General features: G+C 72.8%; 20 protein-coding genes and 1 tRNA gene. 13 read left to right on the top strand and 8 right to left on the bottom strand.

Going from position 1 to position 19599, the window contains the following annotated elements; all coding sequences use genetic code 11:
- Positions 1–289 (top strand): hypothetical protein (locus tag AA75_RS49310; RefSeq protein ID WP_033820419.1); only part of this gene is annotated, 289 nt, incomplete at its 5' end.
- Positions 290–441: 152 nt separating this feature from the next.
- Here AA75_RS49310 and AA75_RS14585 read toward each other — a convergent pair.
- The 3 genes from AA75_RS14585 to AA75_RS14575 all read right to left on the bottom strand — a co-directional run bounded on the left by AA75_RS14585 (position 442) and on the right by AA75_RS14575 (position 3265).
- Positions 442–1194: a nucleotidyltransferase family protein gene (locus AA75_RS14585; RefSeq protein ID WP_033820418.1), complete on the bottom strand. Its 753-nt coding sequence runs from the start codon at positions 1192–1194 to the stop codon at positions 442–444.
- 323 nt (positions 1195–1517) lie between these two features.
- Positions 1518–1955 (bottom strand): hypothetical protein, encoded by a 438-nt coding sequence (locus AA75_RS14580; protein ID WP_033820417.1) that lies wholly within the window; start codon positions 1953–1955, stop codon positions 1518–1520.
- 218 nt (positions 1956–2173) lie between these two features.
- Entirely contained in the window at positions 2174–3265 is a 1092-nt protein-coding gene (locus AA75_RS14575) for an ABC transporter ATP-binding protein (protein WP_033820416.1), read from the bottom strand.
- A 303-nt stretch (positions 3266–3568) separates the two neighbouring features.
- Between AA75_RS14575 and AA75_RS14570 the strand changes: the two genes are divergently transcribed.
- Positions 3569–3642: transfer RNA gene (locus AA75_RS14570), tRNA-Thr, on the top strand.
- Between the two features lie 210 nt (positions 3643–3852).
- Positions 3853–4089: a hypothetical protein gene (locus AA75_RS14565; RefSeq protein ID WP_033820425.1), complete on the top strand. Its 237-nt coding sequence runs from the start codon at positions 3853–3855 to the stop codon at positions 4087–4089.
- A 221-nt stretch (positions 4090–4310) separates the two neighbouring features.
- Here the strand turns inward: AA75_RS14565 and AA75_RS14560 are convergent, their stop codons facing one another.
- Positions 4311–4742, bottom strand: coding sequence for a helix-turn-helix domain-containing protein (locus tag AA75_RS14560; RefSeq protein WP_082526507.1), 432 nt, complete (start codon positions 4740–4742; stop codon positions 4311–4313).
- 95 nt (positions 4743–4837) lie between these two features.
- On the opposite strand from AA75_RS14560, the gene AA75_RS14555 reads away from it, so the two are divergent.
- On the top strand, positions 4838–5188 hold the full coding sequence (locus tag AA75_RS14555; RefSeq protein WP_033820423.1) for a DoxX family protein: 351 nt from the start codon (positions 4838–4840) through the stop codon (positions 5186–5188).
- A gap of 36 nt (positions 5189–5224) precedes the next feature.
- Here AA75_RS14555 and AA75_RS14550 read toward each other — a convergent pair whose 3' ends face one another.
- Positions 5225–5893 (bottom strand): hypothetical protein, encoded by a 669-nt coding sequence (locus AA75_RS14550; protein WP_033820415.1) that lies wholly within the window; start codon positions 5891–5893, stop codon positions 5225–5227.
- Positions 5894–6131: 238 nt separating this feature from the next.
- On the opposite strand from AA75_RS14550, the gene AA75_RS14545 reads away from it, so the two are divergent.
- On the top strand, positions 6132–7397 hold the full coding sequence (locus tag AA75_RS14545) for a hypothetical protein (RefSeq protein WP_033820414.1): 1266 nt from the start codon (positions 6132–6134) through the stop codon (positions 7395–7397).
- A 43-nt stretch (positions 7398–7440) separates the two neighbouring features.
- On the opposite strand, the gene AA75_RS14540 is transcribed toward AA75_RS14545, so the two are convergent.
- Positions 7441–9216, bottom strand: coding sequence for a hypothetical protein (locus AA75_RS14540; RefSeq protein WP_051812394.1), 1776 nt, complete (start codon positions 9214–9216; stop codon positions 7441–7443).
- Between the two features lie 188 nt (positions 9217–9404).
- On the opposite strand from AA75_RS14540, the gene AA75_RS14535 reads away from it, so the two are divergent.
- The 3 genes from AA75_RS14535 to AA75_RS14525 all read left to right on the top strand — a co-directional run bounded on the left by AA75_RS14535 (position 9405) and on the right by AA75_RS14525 (position 10990).
- Positions 9405–9896, top strand: coding sequence for an Lrp/AsnC family transcriptional regulator (locus AA75_RS14535; protein WP_233289023.1), 492 nt, complete (start codon positions 9405–9407; stop codon positions 9894–9896).
- A gap of 100 nt (positions 9897–9996) precedes the next feature.
- On the top strand, positions 9997–10230 hold the full coding sequence (locus AA75_RS14530) for a hypothetical protein (protein WP_033820413.1): 234 nt from the start codon (positions 9997–9999) through the stop codon (positions 10228–10230).
- A gap of 205 nt (positions 10231–10435) precedes the next feature.
- The gene (locus AA75_RS14525) at positions 10436–10990 is read left to right on the top strand and encodes a methylated-DNA--[protein]-cysteine S-methyltransferase (RefSeq protein ID WP_033820412.1); all 555 of its coding nucleotides are present in this window, start codon (positions 10436–10438) and stop codon (positions 10988–10990) included.
- A gap of 78 nt (positions 10991–11068) precedes the next feature.
- Here AA75_RS14525 and AA75_RS14520 read toward each other — a convergent pair whose 3' ends face one another.
- Entirely contained in the window at positions 11069–12163 is a 1095-nt protein-coding gene (locus AA75_RS14520; protein WP_033820411.1) for an ATP-grasp domain-containing protein, read from the bottom strand.
- Positions 12164–13113: 950 nt separating this feature from the next.
- Here AA75_RS14520 and AA75_RS14515 point away from each other — a divergent pair.
- Positions 13114–14166, top strand: coding sequence for a family 2 encapsulin nanocompartment cargo protein polyprenyl transferase (locus AA75_RS14515; protein WP_033820410.1), 1053 nt, complete (start codon positions 13114–13116; stop codon positions 14164–14166).
- A 132-nt stretch (positions 14167–14298) separates the two neighbouring features.
- On the opposite strand, the gene AA75_RS14510 is transcribed toward AA75_RS14515, so the two are convergent.
- Positions 14299–15303, bottom strand: a complete 1005-nt coding sequence (locus AA75_RS14510) for an NAD-dependent epimerase/dehydratase family protein (RefSeq protein WP_033820409.1) — start codon at positions 15301–15303, stop codon at positions 14299–14301.
- Positions 15304–15565: 262 nt separating this feature from the next.
- On the opposite strand from AA75_RS14510, the gene AA75_RS14505 reads away from it, so the two are divergent.
- From AA75_RS14505 to AA75_RS51405, 4 genes are all read left to right on the top strand, one after another.
- Complete coding sequence (locus AA75_RS14505) at positions 15566–16957, top strand: DUF1214 domain-containing protein (protein WP_033820408.1); 1392 nt, start codon at positions 15566–15568, stop codon at positions 16955–16957.
- Positions 16958–17101: 144 nt separating this feature from the next.
- Positions 17102–18544 carry a DUF1254 domain-containing protein gene (locus AA75_RS14500; RefSeq protein ID WP_063794357.1) on the top strand — a complete coding sequence of 481 codons (1443 nt, stop codon included), beginning with the start codon at positions 17102–17104 and terminating at the stop codon, positions 18542–18544.
- Between the two features lie 118 nt (positions 18545–18662).
- Complete coding sequence (locus AA75_RS14495) at positions 18663–19334, top strand: GAP family protein (RefSeq protein WP_033820407.1); 672 nt, start codon at positions 18663–18665, stop codon at positions 19332–19334.
- A gap of 67 nt (positions 19335–19401) precedes the next feature.
- Positions 19402–19599: hypothetical protein (locus tag AA75_RS51405; RefSeq protein WP_206743437.1), on the top strand; the 198-nt coding region annotated here is incomplete at its 3' end.

Genomic DNA, 19599 nt, shown 5'->3' with positions numbered 1-19599 from the left:
GACCCCCACACCCTCCCCGTCCCGCCCGGCGGGCTCCCCGTCGCCCGCCTCCCCCTCCCCGGGCAAGAGCAGCGGCAAGCCCAAGTCCTCGTCCAGCCCCAGTGGCAACGCCCGCCCCTCCGGCGGCGGCGCCGGCGGCACCGGGCAGGGCGGCAGCGGCTCCGGCGGCTCCTCGCCGCGCAGCAGCAGCCCGAGCACCCCAGGGCTGATCGGCGGGGTGCTCGGCAGCGGACCGGTCGAACTGCCCAAGCTCGGCCTGGAGCGGCAGACCGAGCAGAAGATGGTCTGACCGAGCCCTGGTGCCGCTCTCACGGCACGCGCAGCGGCCCCCAACCGGAGTTGTCCGTCCGGTGGGGGCCGCTGTTGCTGCTGTCGCGTTGCTGGTGCTGGGTTGTTGCTGCGTTGCTGCGTTGCTGGTGCCGCGCCGGGGGCGGAGCGTGGTCAGGCCTGGCCGCGGGCTGCGGCGAGCTCCTTGGCGGCCTCGGTGAGGTCCTTGGCGGTGTCGATGGCACGCCAGTAGACGCCCTGCGGCAGCTGGTAGCCCGCCAGCCGCTTGGCGCGGGCCAGCTGGGGGAAGGTGGTGCGCTCGTGGTCGCCGACGTCCGGCAGCAGCTCACGGAAGCCCGGCGCGAAGACGTACAGGCCGGCGTTGATCAGGAACGGCGACGGCGGTGCCTCGATGAAGTCCAGCACGTTGCCGAACTGGTCGGTCTCCACCGCACCCCACGGGATCCTCGGCCGGGCCAGCGCCAGGGTCGCCATCGCGTCGCGCTCGTGGTGGAAGGCGGCCATGTCCCGCAGGCTGAACCTGGTCCAGATGTCACCGTTGGTGGCGTACCAGGGCTCCTCCGGCCGCGGCAGCGCCTGCGAGGCGTACTTGAGGCCACCGCCGCGCCCGAGCGGCTCGGTCTCCACCACGGTCTGCACGTTCAGCGGCAGATCCGCCTTGTCCAGCCACTCCTGCAGCACCTCGGCGAGGTGCCCGCAGGAGATCACCGCGTCCGTCACACCCTCCGCGGCCAGCCAGGCCAGCTGGTGTCCGACGATCGGGGTGCCCGTACCGGGGATCTCGACCAGCGGCTTGGGACGGTCGTCGGTGTACGGGCGGAGCCGGGAACCCTGGCCGCCCGCCAGGATCACGGCCTGGGTGACGGCGGGAGCGGACTGGCTGAGGCGCGTCGAGTCTGCGGTCATGCGGACACAATAGGGGCCTCACGGGCGGCGTCCCAGCGGTCCGCCGCGGTCCGGAACCCGGTGCGGGGGCAACGCCCGCGGACGGGCGAGCCGCCGCTCGGCGCGGGGCGGACCGCTGCATCGCGCCGACAGTCCGTCAGGCGCGGCCTGTCGTGGGCCCGTCGTGGGCGGCTCGTCGGTCCACCGAGTGCGGGCGGTGGACCGACCGTGCCGGGCCGACCGATCCCGGCAGTCACCGTGCGGGGTCCGCCCGTGCGTGGGCTGCCCGTGTGTGGGCCGCCCGTGCATGGCAGCCGGGGTGGGGCAGCCGAGGGCGGGCCGGGTCAGCCCACCACGCCGGCGGCGAACGAGCCGTCGCAGACCGGGCGGGCGAAGGAACGGGCCCGCTGGACGTCCCCCTGGTACTTGCGGACGGCGGCCCGGCCGAGCTCGGCGGACAGCGTGCTGCAGTACGGCGTCAGCGAGGGCTTCTCCCGCATGGTGCGCTCCAGCAGGTCGAGCGCGGTGCCCGGGTTGTGGGTGCGCAGCTCCTCCATCAGGTCGGCGCGCAGGGCGTCCTGCGGGGCCAGGCCCTGGGTGTTGGGGGAGACGGCGGCACGCCCGATGGTGCCGTCCCCACTGGAGGCCGCGACCACCTGCTGGTCGAGCCCGGTCGGGGGTGCCCACGGGACGCGGGTGACGGCGAGCGTGCCGGTGGTCACCAGGACCACCGGCAGGGTCAGGGCGACGGTCTGGCCGATGCGGCGAACGAGCTGTTTCACGCACAGGAGCGTAGCGGTGGGCGACCGGGCCGACGCACTCCGTTACACCATTGAGTGACACGTGTCCTGCGGACTTCGACCGATGTGTTGACGTATCGGGCTCCGACCGGCGCGAACGGGTGAGCCCCGGCCGGATCGCGGGGTGCGATCCGGCCGGGCCCGGGAGTCTCCGTGGCGCGCTTGCCGCTGGTGTCAGTTGCTACTGTCAGCTACTGCTGTCAGTTGCTGAGGCGGGCGCCCGAGGTGGTGGAGAAGACGTGCGGCTCGCCGCCGTTCGGGACCACGTTGATGGTCGCGCCCTTGGCGGGGATCTGGCGGCCGTGCACGCGCACGACGATGTCCTTGTCCTCGCCGGCGACCTTGGTGGTGCCGTAGACGAAGCCGTCGGCGCCGAGCTCCTCGACCACGTTCACGGTGACCGCGACGCCCTCGATGCCGCCCGCGGGGACGATCTCGAAGTGCTCCGGGCGGATGCCGACGGTCACGGTCTTGTCGCTGCCGACGCCGGCCAGGTCCTCGCGGGAGATGTTGATGACCGAGCCGCCGAACTTCACGCCGCCGTCGACCAGCGGAACCTCGATCAGGTTCATCGCGGGCGAGCCGATGAAGCCCGCCACGAACAGGTTGGCCGGGCGGTCGTACATGTTGCGCGGGGTGTCGACCTGCTGCAGCAGACCGTCCTTGAGGACCGCGACGCGGTCGCCCATGGTCATGGCCTCGGTCTGGTCGTGCGTCACGTACACGGTGGTGATGCCCAGGCGGCGCTGCAGGCCGGCGATCTGGGTGCGGGTGGAGACGCGGAGCTTGGCGTCCAGGTTCGACAGCGGCTCGTCCATCAGGAAGACCTGCGGCTGGCGGACGATCGCCCGGCCCATCGCGACACGCTGGCGCTGGCCGCCGGAGAGCGCCTTCGGCTTGCGGTCCAGGTACTCGGTGAGGTCCAGGATCTTCGCGGCCTCTTCGACCTTGGTGCGGATCTCGGCCTTGTTGACGCCCGCGATCTTGAGCGCGAAGCCCATGTTGTCCGCGACGGTCATGTGCGGGTAGAGCGCGTAGTTCTGGAACACCATGGCGATGTCCCGGTCCTTGGGCGGCAGGTGGGTGACGTCGCGGTCGCCGATCCGGATGGCGCCGCCGTTGACGTCCTCCAGGCCGGCCAGCATGCGAAGGCTGGTGGACTTGCCGCAGCCGGAGGGGCCGACCAGGACGAGGAACTCGCCGTCCTCGACGTGCAGGTCCAGCGCGTCGACGGCGGGCTTGTTGCCGCCGGGGTACAGCCGGGTCGCCTTGTCGAACGTGACAGAAGCCATGACTGAGCTCTCCTTCACCGGCAGGAACGTGCCGGACGATCCGAGTAAAGGGTTGGATTGTCGTGCCGCCCGCTCGCACCGTCGTTGTGGTCTGGACCACCGATGGAGCTGGCTCTGGCGACCGTACCCGTCCGTTCATCCGCTTGTCAGCCCCCAGCGGTGGCCGATTTCGGCATCAGTCCGATCACAACCGGGACAGATCGCCCGAAGCCGCGCCCACTCCCGATATCCAACCGCACCGCCCAGCCCCTCCCGGTACACTGCCCCATGGTGCCGCCGCGGTCCGCTGCGGACGGCTACCGTGCCTCCTTAGCTCAGTTGGCCAGAGCACCGCTCTTGTAAAGCGGGGGTCGTCGGTTCGAACCCGACAGGGGGCTCAGCACCAGGGCAGCGATAAGGGCCAGCTCATGAGGGTGATCCTCGGAGACTGGCCCTTCGTCGTTGTCCGAGCGAGCTGGTCGGTCACTCTGGCCCTGTGCTGTAGCGTGCCCCGACAAGCGGGCGCCAGGCCGGCATCTCGGCGGAGTCAGGCCTGTCCGCCTGGATACGTAGGGGCGCCCCAGCCGTCGATGTGCCAGGGTCGTTCCATGGATGACGGGACAGCGCCGACCCAGCAGGCGGAACAGCTCTGGTCAAAGGTCGACCCGCTCATCTTCGAAGGCCGAAGGATCCACGCCGTGATCCAGATCCGGGAAGCGTTCGGCGTGGGCCTCCATGCCGGGGTCGACCTGCTCAGGGAACGCTATGAGACGCTCCGCAGCGAACGCCCCGAGGACTTCAAGGTCGGACACCACGACTACTGGGACGGCTTCGGCTCCCTGTAGGACCGCCGCTGGCCGGCGCACACCCGCGCGAGCGCCGGAGGCCGATCGCCGAGAACGGGCGACCTCCGCCTACGAGTACTGCCTCGACGGAACAGGCGGACGGCCGACGCGTGTCGATGGGTCACCGGGGAGCAGAGCGGATACCGCAACGACGACGGCAGAGGCGGGTGCCCGGAGAGGGGAGCGGGCTGAAGCCCGGTGCTGGCTGCCAGGGTGTCTGATCAGAGACGGTTCAGGCTCTCATCCGCCGGAGAGGTCTTCACCAAGGTTGCCTGGTCCACCTCGATGACCCTGGCAGCCTCGGCTGCTTCCCGGAAGGCGACGACTGCCTCGCCGTTCTCCCGCGCCCATGCGGTGAGCATCCTGATGGGCCCCTCCAGGGTTCGCCCGAGATCGGTCAGGCGGTACTCCACGCGCGGCGGCGCCTCGGCGTACGCGTGCCGCTCGACGAGCCCGTTGGTCTGGAGTCGGCGCAGCGTCTGGGTCAGTACCTTGCGTGAGATGCCACCGCTCAGCTCGACCAACTCGCCGTGGCGCAACGGGCCATCGCTCAGCGCGAAGAGCGTGACCATGGACCACTTGCTGGCGATGATCTCCATGGCCAGGAGAGCGGGGCAGTCGGCGAGGAAGGAAATCCCGGGTCGCAGGCTCATGCCCGAAGGTTACCTGGAGGTACCTATCGGCCGCCTATCGTCATCGAGGTGCGCACTCCTCTCCACTCGCATCTCGCATGATTGAGGTTTCAGCCGTGTTCGTCTCCCTTGCTGTCATCACTGTGGTCATGTCTGCGCTTCTCCTGATATCGGCCGGGGCCAAGTCCCTGCGGACGCGGCACATCACCGAGCAGATGTCCACCCTCGGAGTGCCGCAGAGCATGATGGCGTTCCTGATCGGCGCTCAGATCGCCGGCGCGGCCGGTGCGATCGTCGGCCTCTGGTGGGGACCCGCCGGAATCGCCGCCGCGATCGGCCTGACGCTCTATTTCGCCGGGGCGGTCGTCTTCCACCTGCGCGTCGGCGACCGTAAGGGCGCGTCTCCGGCGGCGGTCCTCACCCTGGCCTCCGTCGCCCTGATCGTGCTGCGCGCTGCCACTCTCTGATCCGCCGCACCGCCCGGTCGTCTCGGCGGCCGGGGCCTATGCGGTCCACCGGTCGCAGTACTCGATGTGGATCTCGCGAGCATTGCCGAGGATGCCGGCGTTGGCGTGCAGTGAGGTGCAGTAGTGGGCGTGGCCGGGGTGGGCCGGGACGTGGGCCGGGCCTCGGTCGGCGACGTCGAGGAAGTGGTGCGCGGTCTCCCGGAAGACCTTCGTGCTGCCGGTCATGAACAGCGTCTCGGCGTGGAGGTGCTGGTGGAACAGGTCGCGGTTCTCCCGGTAGTGCCGCGCCGCGTAGTCGATTGCCGCACCACCGTCCTGTTCCGCCTCGGGCAGCCGCACGGTCCGGGGACGGCCGGCGTCGAGGCGGGATCGCACGTGCTTCCAGCGCGAGGGGGCGAACTGGAGCGAGTGGTGCAGGAGTACGAGGTCGAGCCGGGAGCCGACGCCGGCCGGTGACTCCCCGGCCGGCGACCCCCCGACCGGTGGGCGGTTGGTGCGCATCGGCAGGTGGACCAGCGAACCCGGCGAGCGTGCGGCGAGCAGCCACAGGCCGGCGATGGTCCGGGCTGTGGACCGGTCCAGGTAGGCACCCAGGTACCGGTCGTGGTCGGCGAGCGCCGCATGGGTCAACGGCTCGGCGGGGCGGATGACCCTGAACTCATCGGCTCCCAGCCGGGCCCGGTGGACGACGACCGGCAGGTTCACGACTTCTCCCTCGGGGTGCGGCGCTCACCGTCCCGCCTGTCCGGGGTGTTTCGGCGGCCCTCGTGGATGTCTGGAGGTGGGGTGATCGAGAGGTGGCCGAGCATAGCGCCGGCCTGGTAGCGCCTCGTCCCGTCCCCCGAGCACAGGGCAGGGCCAACCCCGCACACCCCGGCGAGGCCGGGAACGACCCCGGGAAACCGTTGGCGATGAAGCGCCGGCGGCGGGATGCTGACCCGCTGTGAGTGACTTCTCCTACGCAGGCCCGGCGACCCTCCGAGGCCAGCTCCAGCGCGGCCGGGGCCTCGGGGCCCGCCGCGCGCAGATGGCCTCGGACGGCGCCGACCTCGTGTACGAGTGCGTCATCTCCGACAGCCGTTGGGATCGCTGGACCGAGAGCCGGGACTCCTACCTGGCCCGGTCGATCCATCGGATGGACCTCCCGCTGGCAGAGGTCGAAAGCCGGCTGATGGCCCATGACGGCGATGACCCGGAGGAGGTCGAACTGGCCCTGCAGGTGCTCGCGCTGCTGCCGTTCCTCGGCCGCACCGACGCCGTTCCGGTCCTGCGACGCTACGCGGTCGACGGGCGCCACTGGCCGGCGGCGCTCGACGCGCTCGGGTGGACCGGGGCGTGGAAGATCCCGGAGGTCCGGGAGGGGATCGGTGCGGAGGTCGTCGCCCGCCGCGGCGATGCCGAACTGGCCGCCGCTGTGGACGGCGACCGGGAACCGTGGAGTTCCTGGGCGCGTACCCAGCCGCAGATCCGCCGCATCCTCGACGGCTACGCCGCCCGCCCCACCCCGCCGCCCGTGCTGCCCCCCGTTCCGGACAGCTACGCCGGTCTGAGCACCGCCGACCTCGCCGCGCGTATCGGCGGGGCCGCCGGGAGACCCCGGCGGCTGGCGTTGCAGGAGATGGGCCGGCGCGGCGACCCGACGGTCCTCGATCTGGCGGAGGACGCGAGCCTGCGCAACGCGGCCGGATGGACACCGGGCATCGCCGAGGCGCTCCGCCACCTCGGGACCACCGCCGTCGGCCGGGCCCGGACGTGGGCCGGCGGCAGCGATCCGACCCTCCACCGGCTAGCGGTGGGGATCCTGGCCGAGGTCGGCGAGCGGGACGACGGGCCGTACCTCCTGCACGCACTCACGACGGCCGCCGCCGCGGGCGACTGGTGCGCGACCGAGCCGGCGGCCGGAGGCCTCGGACGGCTCCGCATGACCGGGGCCACCGACGCGCTCGTCCATGTGCGGGAGACGACCGTCCACTCCTCCGCCCGGGAGGCGGTCCACCAAGGGCTGCGCGGCTGCGCACCCGGCGTGGCGGACGGCTACTCCGTGGAAGGGCTCGACGACTGCGAACCAGGCGTTCAGCAGGCCGCGTCGGCCGTCGCGCCGGACACACCGCAGGTCCGGGCGCGCCTGCGGGAGCTCCATGACGACCCGCTCGCGCCGGAGGTCCGCGATGCGGCCGGCCGGCGCCTCACGCAGTTCGCCGGCGCCTGACCCGACTGGCGGTCCGGGCCGCCGAAGCCGCCTCCGTCTCCGGTCAGGGCCGCCGGAGGATGACGGGGTCGTTGCCGAGGTCCGCGAGCAGGGCGTCCAGCTTGGCGCGGTCGACCGAGGACATCAGGAAGACGTGCACGTAGCTGCGCCGGGTGGACTCGTCGCCCGGGACCGTCAGCACGTCCTGCGAGGACAGTGACCACTTCGCCACCAGCTCGGGGCTGGGCTTGCGGAACCGTACCGTGATGGCGCCCGGGGTGCGGGCCGGCCACAGTTCGACGTCCTTCTCCAGCTCCAGCAGGCGGAGCTGCTGCTCCAGGTAGGCGGCCAGGTCCTGGGCCCGGCGGATCCGGTCGACCTGGTCCTGGTAGGAGTGCCGGGACAGGTGGTCCCAGAGGATGAGCGGCGAGAAGCCGTTCCGTGAGCCGGCGAAGGTGGTGTCCGGGGCGCCGATGTAGTCCGGCTGGGACGGCGGGGCGATCTGGTACTTGACCTTCGTCATGTAGATGCCGCACGGCCACGGCGCGCCGGGCCACTTGTGGCCGCTCATCGCGATCGAGGAGACCATGTCGAGGTCGCCGAACTCCCTGGTGGGCAGCGTGATGCCGAAGTCGAACTCCGGGAGGCGGGTGTCGGGCTCCCACCCGAACCCGGCCGGATCGTCGGCGGCCATCCGCAGGAAGGGCGCGTACCCGGCACCGAGGGCGCCGTCCACGTGGATCCAGAAGCGCCGGCGCAGATCGACCAGCGGCTCGCCGGTCCGCGGGTCCTTGCCGTACGCCACCTCGCCCTGGATCAGCCCGTACTTCTCGAAGATCGGCAGCAGGCGCTCGCACACCCCGCGGACGTCGTCGTGCGCGCCCTTGAAGGTGCTGCCGAGGTTGAGGCTGACGAAGATCGGGTGCCCCTTGGCGGCGAAGAACTCGACCAGCACCGCCAGGGCTTCCACGTCTATCTCTCCGGTGCCGTCCCAGGAGTGGCCCGAGGGCCCGCTGTGGGAGGGCACCTCGGCCGGCCACTCGCGCGGCCCCGACGCCGCGCCCGCCGCAGCTCCGCCCGCGGCGGCGGGCAGTGGGCACTCGTCCGGGTACTGCTCCGTGCCCACCGCGTGGAAGGTCTCGACACCCAGCACGTGGACGGCCTTGGCGAACGAGTAGTGGGTGTCCTCGGAGTAGAACGCCACCGGGCGGTAGGCGTTGGGGTTGCCCGGTTCGGCCGGGGCCTTGACGTACCGCGCGGCGCCGCACGGGCCCGTCGGCGGCTGGATCAGGGCCTTGCCGCTCAGGTAGTCCCGGGCGTTCCAGAGCGCGTACATGTTGCCCTCGGTGGAACCCATGGACAGCACGTAGCCCCAGTACGACTGGGGATCGGCCGCGTCGTACGGACCGTCGGCGTGCCACAGCGCGGCGTAGTAGTCGAGCACCGCGCGCTCGACGACCTTGGTGTTGGGCTTGTAGCCGCCGCTCTGGAACGGGTCACCGAGGTTGTTGATGTTGTGGTGCATGAACCGGCCGAGGTCGAAGGCGCTGCCGCCCATCTCCTGGGTGGCCTGGTACCCGAGCAGGTAGCGGCGCTTGCCCGTCAGGTAGGCGTCCATCGTGTCGAGGGCGCGCAGGCGCTGCTCGTCGTCCAGGCCGTCGGCCGGGAGCAGGAAGTCGCACAGGGCGGGCTCCTCGGCCGGTGCCAGCGGGCCGCCGGGGGCGGGCGAGGGGGCGGACGCCTGCGCGGGCACGCCGAGGGGGGACATCCGGGCGTCCGACCGTGCGGGGGCGCCGTGGCCGTGGCCCAGGTCAAGGGTCAGGGTGTCGGTTCGGCGCATGGCAGGGCTCTCCCGGGTCGCTGGGGTCGGAGGTCCCGCGGGCTGCGTCCGGGGGGTTGGCGATGGCCGATCCGATCGGGAGCAAGAATGGAACCTGTGACTCCCCGAGGGGAAGCTATCCGCAGAAGATTCGGAATCACCTCTGGAAACCTTGCGAATCATCGGTTCGGAGCGGGAGGCTGGGGAGCGTGCCGAATAATCCTCACGCCCGCCAGGCGCCCATCGACGACGTGGATCGGGCGATCCTGCGGATCCTCGCCGACAACGCCCGCACGCCGAACAACGCACTGGCCGACGCGGTGGGCATCGCCCCCTCGACCTGTCTGGCCCGGGTACGGTCGCTGCGCGAGCGCGGGGTCATCCGCGCCTTCCGTGCGGAGATCGCCCCCGCCGCGATCGGCCTGCCCCTGCAGGCGATGATCTCGGTCCGGCTCCGGGCCCACACCCGTGAGCAGAACGAGAGCTTCCGCGACACCGCCCCGGACATGCCCGGTGTCGTCGCCGTGTTCCACATGGCCGGGTCCGACGACTACCTGCTCCACGTCGCACTCGCCCACCCCGACGCGCTGCGCGACTTCGTGGTGGACCACCTCACCACCCATCCCGCGGTGGCGCAGACCCGCACCAACCTAATCTTCGAGCAGATCGCCGGCCGCCGGCAGCTGGCCCCCGGCCTGTAGCGGGCGCCGGCCCCGGGGGCGTGGGGGCGTGGGGTGTGGAGGGGCGGGGCGCCGGGGGCGGTCGTACGGTGGACCGGGGGCCCCTGAGGAGGAGGTCGCTATGCCTGGATCTGTCACGATCGGCCACGCCGAGGCACTGGTACTGCTCAGCCACCCGGACGCGGAGCGGCTGACCACGATGCTGCGGCAGATGTCGTCGATGCTGGAGGCGTCCGGTCCCAACCGGCTCACCGAGGCGCAGGTGACGGAGCTCTGCGAGGGGCGGATGGAGAACCGCGGCGAGCTCACCGAGTGGTGCCGGAACCTGTCGCAGTACCTCAACGCGCATCTCTGAACGCGCATCGTTGAGCGCGCATCGCTGAGCGTGCATCTCTGAACGCGCATCGCTGAGCGCGAAGGCGTTCGGCGGCACCGGTGCCTGTGGTGGGTTCGGCCAGGGCCGCGGTCCGATTCCGCGGCCCTGGCCTTCGGCCTGTCCGCCGCGCGGAGTGCTCCGGGCTGCGGCCGTGACCGTCGGTCCCCGGGAGTAGTTTGCGGGTATGGAGATCTCCTGGGTGGCCGTCGCGACGCCGCTGCCGACCGGACCGATGCAGCTGGCGGTGACCCCGCTCGGGGTGGCGGCGGCCTCGTACGCCGGTGAGTCGTTCGCCGGGCTGCCGATCGGGGTGCCGCGCTGCACCGACCCGCGCAAGGTCGAGGCCGTCCAGGGCCGGCTGGCGGAGTACTTCGCCGGTCGGTGCCGGGAGTTCGGGCTGCCGATCGACTGGCGGTTCGCCTCCGGGCCGCACCGGAAGGTGCTGCAGCGCCTGTTGTCCGACGTCGGCTACGGGCGGACCATCACGTACGGCGAACTCGCCTCCCGCAGCGGCGTGTTCGAGGACGTGGCGGAACCGGGGCTGGCCGCCCGGACGGTCGGCCAGATGATGGGCGCCAACCCGCTGGCGCTGCTCGTCCCGTGCCACCGGGTGGTGGCGGCGGACGGACTCGGCGGATTCGGCGGCGGACCGTCCGGGATGGAGACCAAGCGCTGGCTGCTCACGCTGGAGGGCGTCCTGCCGCCGACGCTCGACTGGAACGGGCCGACCGGGGACTGATCCTCGGCCGGCCCGATCCCGTTGTGCCGGGCGCCCGGGGTCGGTCGCCGGGGCGCCGGAGTGGCCGGGCCGTGGGGCTCAGACCAGGCCGAGGACGGGCGCCGGGGTGTGCTCCAGGACGGGTGCCGCCGCCTGGCGGGGCAGCAGGCTCTGGCGCGGCAGGACCGGCTGCACGCCGGACACCAGGGTGTAGTCCGCCCCGAGGAGTTCGAGCTCGGCCGCGTGCGAGGGTGCCTCGCCGAGGGCCAGCTGGACGGCGGCCCAGGGCAGGTTCAGCCCGCACAGCCGGAGCTGGTGCAGGCCGCCGGACGGCCGGGTGTTGACGTCCAGCACGACCGGGCGGCCGCGGTGGTGGCGGAACTGCACGTTGGACAGGTACGAGACGCCGAAGTTCTCCACCAGCCGGCGGGTGGGCTCCAGGTAGGCCGGGTCGGTGGTGAAGTAGCGGCGGCGGCCCTGCTTGGCCCGGCCGACGGCGGTCAACAGCCGGCCGTCCGGTGCGGCGAGGCAGTCGACCGAGACCTCGGGGCCTTCCAGGTACGGCATCACCAGCAGGTCGGCCGGTTCGGTGGCGGCGGCCAGCGCGGCCAGCACCTGGTCGAGCTGGATCGTGCCGTCCGGGAACCCGGCCAGCCGGCGCAGGGCGAACGGCTCGCGGGTGAGTATCCGGAAGCCTTCGCCGCCGGCGCCGGTCGCGGGCTTGAGGCAGGCGCGCCCGCCGTCCGCCTCGATCTCCTCGACCGCGGCCAGCAGCTCCTCGGCGGTGCGGACATGACGCCACATCGGGGTGGGCAGCCCCAGCGTGTCCATCGCGGCGTAGCCGTCGGTCTTGCTCTCGAAGACCGCGATGGCGGCGGCGGAGGGGCAGACCAGGGCGGTGCCGACCGCCTCGAAGTCGCGACGGCGGACCGCCACGGCGAGCTGGCCGAGGCGCGGGACGAAGACGTCGATCCGGCGTCGGGCGCAGAATTCGAGGGCGAATTCCACATAGGCCTCGGGGGTGAGGCGGTCCGGTTCGAGAGAGCCGAAGTCGGCGGCGGCCAGTACCGGTGAGTCCGGGTCCGTATGCGTGGCATGGATCTCGATCGGGCGCGGCGCGGAGCGCAGCTGATCGATGAAGAAGACGTTCTCGGAGTAGGTGCGGTTCAGCCAGACGCGTACGGGGGCACTCACGGGGATCTCCCTGGACAAGGGCACAGCAGGGGGGAGGGGAGGCAGCAGGGCGCCCGGCCGGCCGTTCGCCTCTGCCGGGCCCTTGAGGTGGCACCTTAGCGGGCGCGCAGCCCCCGGTGAACGGGGGGTCGGGGGCTGTTCCGGAGGCAGCGGGCCGAGCGCCGGCGAGACGGTGCCCGGAGGGCCCGTATCTCTCCGGGTGGAGTGTCAACTCGCTTGGGGGAAGCTTGAGTTCTGGATGTGTTACGAGCGTGTGGCGGGCGGGGGCCAAGGTTGCGCGGGTGTGAATTTCCGGCAGCCGGAGTGCGGGGGCTGCGCGGGGCGCGGCCCGCGCGCCGTCGCTCGTGCCGCGGCGAGCGGTGGCGGGGTGTGGCGAAGGCCTGTTCGGGGCATCGCGGGCGGCGGGCCGGTGTGGGCATGCGCATGGCGCAAGTGGCCGGATCCGGATTCGAGTAGGTGATCGAATGGTAATCGGCTGAATGTGCTTGTCGTCCTATTTATCCAGACCTATTGATCACTCGTATGAGTGATTGCGGACTTCCCTCTAATGGCCTCAGCATGAGTGGTGCGGCGGGATGCCGCATTGCGCGCGTGCTTCGAAAAAGGTGTGAGGGGGGGCGGGCCCGGATGTCGGTCGAGAACGATATCGCCATTCCGGTACGGGGCGACGGTCCGTCCGTCGGGCGGCAGGCCACCCCCGAGGCTGGTGGAAGGAGCTGACCTGCGCCGAGCGGCGGCCCGGTGGCGACCAGCAGGAACGGCAGGCACAGGCACGGCAGCCCAGGAACGGCAGCAGGAACGGCAGAGCGAATGTGCCGGCGGGAGAGCGTCGTCCCGTCCGGAGCCATGCCGGCCCGGTCCGGGTCGGCCGTACGGCGGTGCGGTGGGGCTCCCGGCGGTGCAGCCGGAGGTCCGGTGTGCCGCCGACCCGAGTTGGGGGAGGGACCAGGATGAGTATCTTCGCGCTGGAGCGTGATCACCGGGAGGGCAACGAGGCCGCCGAGGTCCTGTCGAGGACCAAGGCAGTGGTCGACCCGGCCCTGCGGGCCGCCGTCGACACCCTGCCGGAGTCGATGCGCAGGATCGCCGGCTACCACTTCGGCTGGTGGGAACCGGACGGTGCGCCGGCGCTGGCCGCCGGCTCGGGCAAGGCCATCCGGCCCGCCCTGGTGCTGGCCGCCACCCAGGCCGTCGGCGGTCCGGCGGCGGCAGCGGTCCGGCCCGCCGCCGCGGTGGAGCTGGTGCACAACTTCACCTTGCTGCACGACGACGTGATCGACCGGGACCAGACCAGGCGTCACCGGCCGACGGCCTGGCGGGTCTTCGGGACAACCGAGGCGATCCTCGCCGGGGACGCCATGCACTCACTGGCGCTGCGGATCCTCGCCGAGGACGTGCACCCCGCCGCGCCGGGTGCCGTGCGCCGGCTCGCCGACTGCGTGGTCGAGCTGTGCGCCGGTCAGCAGGCGGACTGCGCCTTCGAGCAGCGCAGTGACGTTTCGCTGGCCGAGTGCCTGACGATGGCCGAGGCCAAGACGGGCGCCCTGCTGGGCTGCGCCTGCGCGGTCGGCGCGCTGTACGCGGGGGCCGAGCAGCCGGCCGTCGACGCGATGGACGCCTTCGGCCGGGAGATCGGGTTGGCCTTCCAGCTGATCGACGACCTGATCGGGATCTGGGGCGATCCGGCGGTGACCGGCAAACCGGTCGGCGCCGACCTCGTCGCCCGCAAGAAGTCCCTGCCGGTGGTGTTCGCTCTCGGCTCCGGTACGGAAGCGGGGGAAGAACTGGCCGCGCTCTACGCCATCGACCGGCCGCTGACCCCGGCCGAGCTGGAGCGGGCGGCGCAAGCGGTGGAGCGGGCGGGAGGCCGCAGCTGGGCGCAGGGCGAGTCCTGCGAGCGGATGGCCGCCGCGATCGGGCACCTGGCGACGGCGGTGTCGGCGCCGGCCGCGGCCGACGAGTTGCTGGCGCTGGCGGAGCTGGTCACCCGACGTTCACACTAGGTTCCGAGCGGCGCACAGGTACCTTGCCCGGCGCGGTGTGTGCGGTGCAGGGCGCGCGGGCCACGGGCGGTCCGACCGGCCGACGGACGTCGGTCCGCCGGTCGGTCGGAGCGGCCGGCCCGGACGCCGGTGTCACCTGGCCTGGTCGAGGATCTTCCGCTCCTTCTCGCGGGCGATCCCTAGCGGGAGGTCGCCCTGGGCCCAGGACTCCTCGCCCGGGCCGGTCTCCTGGAGCCAGGCCCAGGTGTCGCGGACGGTCTCGGCGAGCGGGCGGCTGTTCAGACCCGCTGCGAGGGCGCGGGAGCTGTCGGCCTGCCAGGTGCCGTGCCAGTCGGGCAGGTCGGGCGTCCAGAGCGGGAGCTCGACCCAGGGGCCGACGTCGGCGGCGAGCAGGGTGTTGTCGTCCGTCCAGACCAGCTCGGCGTCGGAGCCGGTGGCGCGGATGCAGTGGCCGAGGAAGTCGCCGTAGGTGTCACGTCCCGCGGGGCCGGTGGTGATGTAGCGGCCGGTCTCCCCGCGTTCCAGCAGGTCGAGGCCGAAGGCGGCGAAGTCCCGGGCGTCGATCAGCTGCATCGGACGATCGGGGTTACCGGGGGCAAGGACCCGGCCGCCGGCGGCGATCCGTTCCAGCCACCAGGGCAGCCGGCCGACGGGCTCGTGCGGGCCGATCAGCAGACCGCAGTTGAGCAGCAGGGACCGGGCGCCGAACTCGGTGAGCAGGGCACGTTCGCAGCCGGCCTTGAGGGGGTTGCCGGGCGGCTGGTCGGGCGGGGTGTCCGCGGGGCAGGGATGGGTCGGGGAGGATTCGTCGACCGGGGCGGCGGGCCAGTCGGCGAAGGCGTGGATCGAGGAGATGAACGTGTAGTGGTCGGCGTGGTCGCGCAGCAGCCCGGCGGCCCGGGCCACGTCGTGCGGCTGCTGGCCGGAGGTGTCCACCACCGCGTCCCAGCGGCGTCCGGCGACCAGCTTCTCGAGGTCGGCCTGGCTGGTGCGGTCGCCGTGCACGGCCTCGACACCGGGCTGGTCGGCCCGGCTGACGCCGCGGTTGAAGGTGGTGACCTCGTAGCCGCGGGCGAGCGCCTCCAGGACGTAGGCCCGACCGAGGAACTTCGAGCCGCCGAGTATGAGGATCTTCATGCGATGAGCCTCTCCGAGGAGCGGCGGCGCTACCCCTGCGTTCACTCCTGGCTGAGCGTGGACGGCGGACGGTGGACGGCGCCCGGCAGCGGTCCGGACCGAGCGGGCGCCGGGCGGGGTGAGGGTGGGGTGGCGCAGCTTCCGTTCTCCGCGGGTGGTGGGGAGGGTCGACACGCCGTTCGAGTCGATGGCCGTCGATGCCTGGTGTGTCCTGGTATGTCTAGTCCGTTGGTTCGGCCCGCCACCCAGAGGAGTGCTCGGCATGGGCAACCCGGCGCTGGTCGACCCGGACACCGTGCGCAGGACCGCGGCCGAAGCCTGGATCTGGGGCTTCCCGCTCATCGAGAACTACCGGACGCTGTATCCCCGGGCGGTCGACGACGCGGACCCGCGGTACGTCGGCGGGTTCGGCGTCTTCGGTCACCGGGCCCGGCCGATCACCCCGGCTGACCCGGACCAGGTCGCGCCGGGCGGCGACCCCGAGATGCTGTGCTCCCGGGCCTGGCTGGACCTGAGGGCCGAACCATGGGTGGTCGAGGTGGCCGGGCCGACCGGCCCTGACTTCCGCTACCGGGTGGTCTCGCTGCACGACCTGGACACCCGCTGCATCGGCTGCATCGGTCCCGCCGGACCGGGCCTTGTCGGCGGCCAAGGTCCCGCGGCCGAGGGCGCCGGCCGTCGCCTGGTGGGCGGTCCAGGGTTCACGGGCGCCGTCCCGCCCGGCTTCGGCGGGATCCTGCGGGCCGGGAGCGACCTGGTCGGTGTCGTTGCCCGGACGCACCACCTGGCGGGGCCGCAGGACCTGTCGGCGCTGCGGGAGAGCCAGGCCGGGTACCGGCTGATGCCGCTCAGCGCCTACCTGGGCGGGCGGCCGCCGAGCAGTCCGTCCGAGCCGCACTGGCCGGTCTGGCGCGAGGAGGCCCGCGAGGGCCTGGACTTCTTCTCCTACCTCGACTTCCTGCTCGGGTTCCTGCCGGTGCGCCCCGCGGAGGCCGAGCTGCGCGGAAGGCTGGCCGAACTTGGCGTCGGAGCAGGCGACTTCGAACCGGCCGCCCTCCCCGTCCAGCTGCGCGAGGCGATGACGCTGGGCGTCGCGGACGGCCGCGCCGAGCCGGGCCGGGCGGCGACCACCGCCCTACCCGCCGACGCCGACGCGGACGCGGACGCCGGCACCTCGCGAGCCGGCCGCAGCGACCCGTCGTCCCGGGTGGCCGCGGTGTTCCGCGACCCGTACGCACTGCCGCCCGGCCAGGCCTGGTGCGTGGACCTCGACGTGGACCCGGGCACGGTCGGCGGGAGCGGTCGCCCACTCGGTGCGGGCGGACACGACTTCGTTCTCCACTTCGGGCCGGGCGAGCTCCCGCCGGTCCGGTACCTCTGGTCGGTGGCCGTCCACGGGCTGCCCTCCAGGCTGCCGGTCGCCAACCCGATCGACCGGTACGCGATCGGCGACCGAACCCCCGGTCTGGTCCGGGACTCCGACGGCGGCCTGACCCTGCACCTCCGGCGGGCCCGCCCGGCCGACCCGGCAGCCGCCGCCAACTGGCTGCCCGTGCCGGACGGGCCGTTCGCAGCGGTGCTCCGGCTGTACGGCCCGGACCCAGCCGTACCGGCCGGCCACTGGAGACCCCCGCGGCTGACCGTCCGGCCCTGACCGTCCGAGCCCGGACTGCCCGGACCCGGAGTGCCCGGCCAGGACCCGTCCGGCCCGGCCGAATTCATGCCCGCGTGCGCCGCGCGCCCCGGCCTGTCGCCCTCACCCGCTCCCCACCCGACGTCCCGAAGGAGAGGGAACGCCATGTCCCAGCCGGCCCCGGGGACCCTGGCCGCCGATGCCTTCATCTACGGCTACCCGCTGGTCTCCTCCCTCGCCAAGGTCGACTCCTTCCTGACCACCGGCGTGGCCTCGCTGCCCGCCACCGGGTTCAACCGGTTCGGCCACGCCGACGTGCTGGCGGGGCCCGACGCCGAGTTCGTCTCCGTCAACAACGACACCGTGTACTCGATCGCCCAGCTGGACCTCTCCGGCGGTCCGCTGGTGCTGCAGGTGCCCGACACCGACGGCGCCTACTACGTGCTGCAGTTCGTCGACGCCTGGACCAACAACTTCGCGTACCTCGGACGCCGGGCCACCGGCACCGCCGCCCAGACCTGGCTGATCACCCCGCCCGGCTGGCACGGGACCCCGCCGGACGGCGTCCGCGCGGTGGTCTCCCCGACCATGGTCGCCACCATCGTCGGCCGCAACGCCTGCGCGGGCGAGGACGACATGCCCCGCGTGCGGGCCCTCCAGCGGCAGCTGACGCTCACCCCCCTGGAACCCGGCGGCGTGTACGCGGGGCTCCCCGCCCCGGATCCCGGCGTACCGGACGAGCTGCGCTTCCTCGAGCAGTTGCGGGTCTGGATGGCGGCCTTCCCGCCGGCGGCGCCGGACGTCGAGTACCAGCGGCGGTTCGCCGCGCTTGGGATGCTGGACGAGGGACACTCGCCGTACCTCGCTGCGGCCCCCGGGTGGACCCGGGCCCTGATCGAGGGGCTGGCGGCGGGCAGAGCCAGGCTGGAGGCGGCCGGCCGCCCGCCGGGGGGCCACAACACCGGCGAGTGGACCGGGAACCTGCACCTCTTCGACTACAACCTGGACCACTTCGGCCCCGGCACCCTCGACGACCCGCGGTGGCGGATCCCCGACCGCCGGGCCGCCTACCTGACCCGGGCCGTGGCCGCCAGGATCGGACTCTGGGGCAACCATGCCTACGAGGCCGCGTACTCGTCCGTCCACCACGATGCCGAGGGCGCGCTGCTGACCGGCGCCCGCTCGTACACGCTGAGGTTCGATGCGCCGCCGCCGGTGGACGCGTTCTGGTCGGTCACCATGTACGACGCCCAGGACTACTACCTGGTCCGCAACCCGGCCGGGCGGTACTCGGTGGGGGACCGTACCCCCGGGCTGGTCCACGGCGCGGACGGCTCGCTGACCCTGACGCTGCAGCACGAGCGGCCGGCCGACCCCGACGCCGCCGCGAACTGGCTGCCCACCCCGGAGGGCGAGTTCCGGCCGATGCTCCGGATGTACCAGCCGGGCCCGGCCATCCTCGACGGCTCGTACCGGCTGCCACCCATCCGCCCCACCGACCCTGCTGACCCCACCGACCCCACCGACCCCGCTGACTCGACCGGCCCTACTGACACCGCCGACCACACCGACCACAGCGACCCGGATCGGCCCGCCGGGCCCAGCTGACTTGTCCGGCCCGTCGGACGGGCGGACGGACGGCCCGTCGGGCGGACGGGTGAACCGGCGGGCTCGGCGGCCCCGAGGCCCTGCGGCGGACCGCGGACGAACGGAGCAACGAGGTCCCATGGGCGATGCCATCGGCCAGATGCTGGCCTCCGCCGTCGGCATCGCGATCAGCCCGGTGCCGCTGATCGCCGTGATCCTGATGCTGGCGACCCCTCGTGGTCAGGTGAACGGCACGGTGTTCGCCGTGGCGTGGACGGTGGCGCTGGCGGCCCTCACCACCGTCGTGGTGCTGGCGGGCAGTGGACCGGACACCGGGGGCATCCGGCCGGCCTGGTCGTGGTGGGTCAGGCTGGCCGCCGGCGTGGTGTTCGTGCTGCTGGGTGTCCGCCAGTGGCGCGCGCGGCCGCGCCCCGGGCATGTCACCGCGCCACCCGGATGGATGCAGGCCCTCGACCGTTTCACCCCGGCGAAGTCCGCCGGGCTGGCGGCGGCGCTGGTGATCGCCAACCCCAAGAACCTGGTGCTGGTGATCGGCGGTGCCGTCGCCATCGCGACCAGCGCGTCCTCCGTCGGCGGCAAGGCGGCGGCCGTGGTGCTGATGGCGCTGGTGGGATCGCTGTGCACGCTGCTCCCGCTCGCCGTCCACCTCTTCGGCGGCACCGGGTCCGCCCGGGTGCTCGGCCAGTGGAAGGCCTGGATGTCGACGCACAACAGCGCGATCGTGACGGCGGTACTGATCATCCTCGGGGCCAAGTACATCGGTGACGCGCTCTCCGGCCTGACCGTCTGACCGTCTGACCGTCCGACCGGCCCCGCAACCCCCTTCGCCGCACGCCCCGGTGCGGCCGCCCGTCGCAGTGTCGGCAGCGGGCCGCCGTCAGGGCCCGGGCGTCCCGCCACCCGCCTGGGACGGCCCGGCCGGGCCCGGGGTGTGCTGTCCGGGCGGCGACGGCGTGGCCGGGGGCGTCGAGGACGGCGTGGCGGGACCGGACGGGGTGGGTGTCGGTGTGGGCGTAGGGGTCGGCGTCGACGTGGGGGCCGGGGTCGCGGGGGAG

It is taken from the genome of Kitasatospora sp. MBT63, assembly GCF_000710465.2.
Classification (GTDB): domain Bacteria; phylum Actinomycetota; class Actinomycetes; order Streptomycetales; family Streptomycetaceae; genus Kitasatospora.
This window is presented reverse-complemented; position numbering and strand designations above follow the sequence as displayed.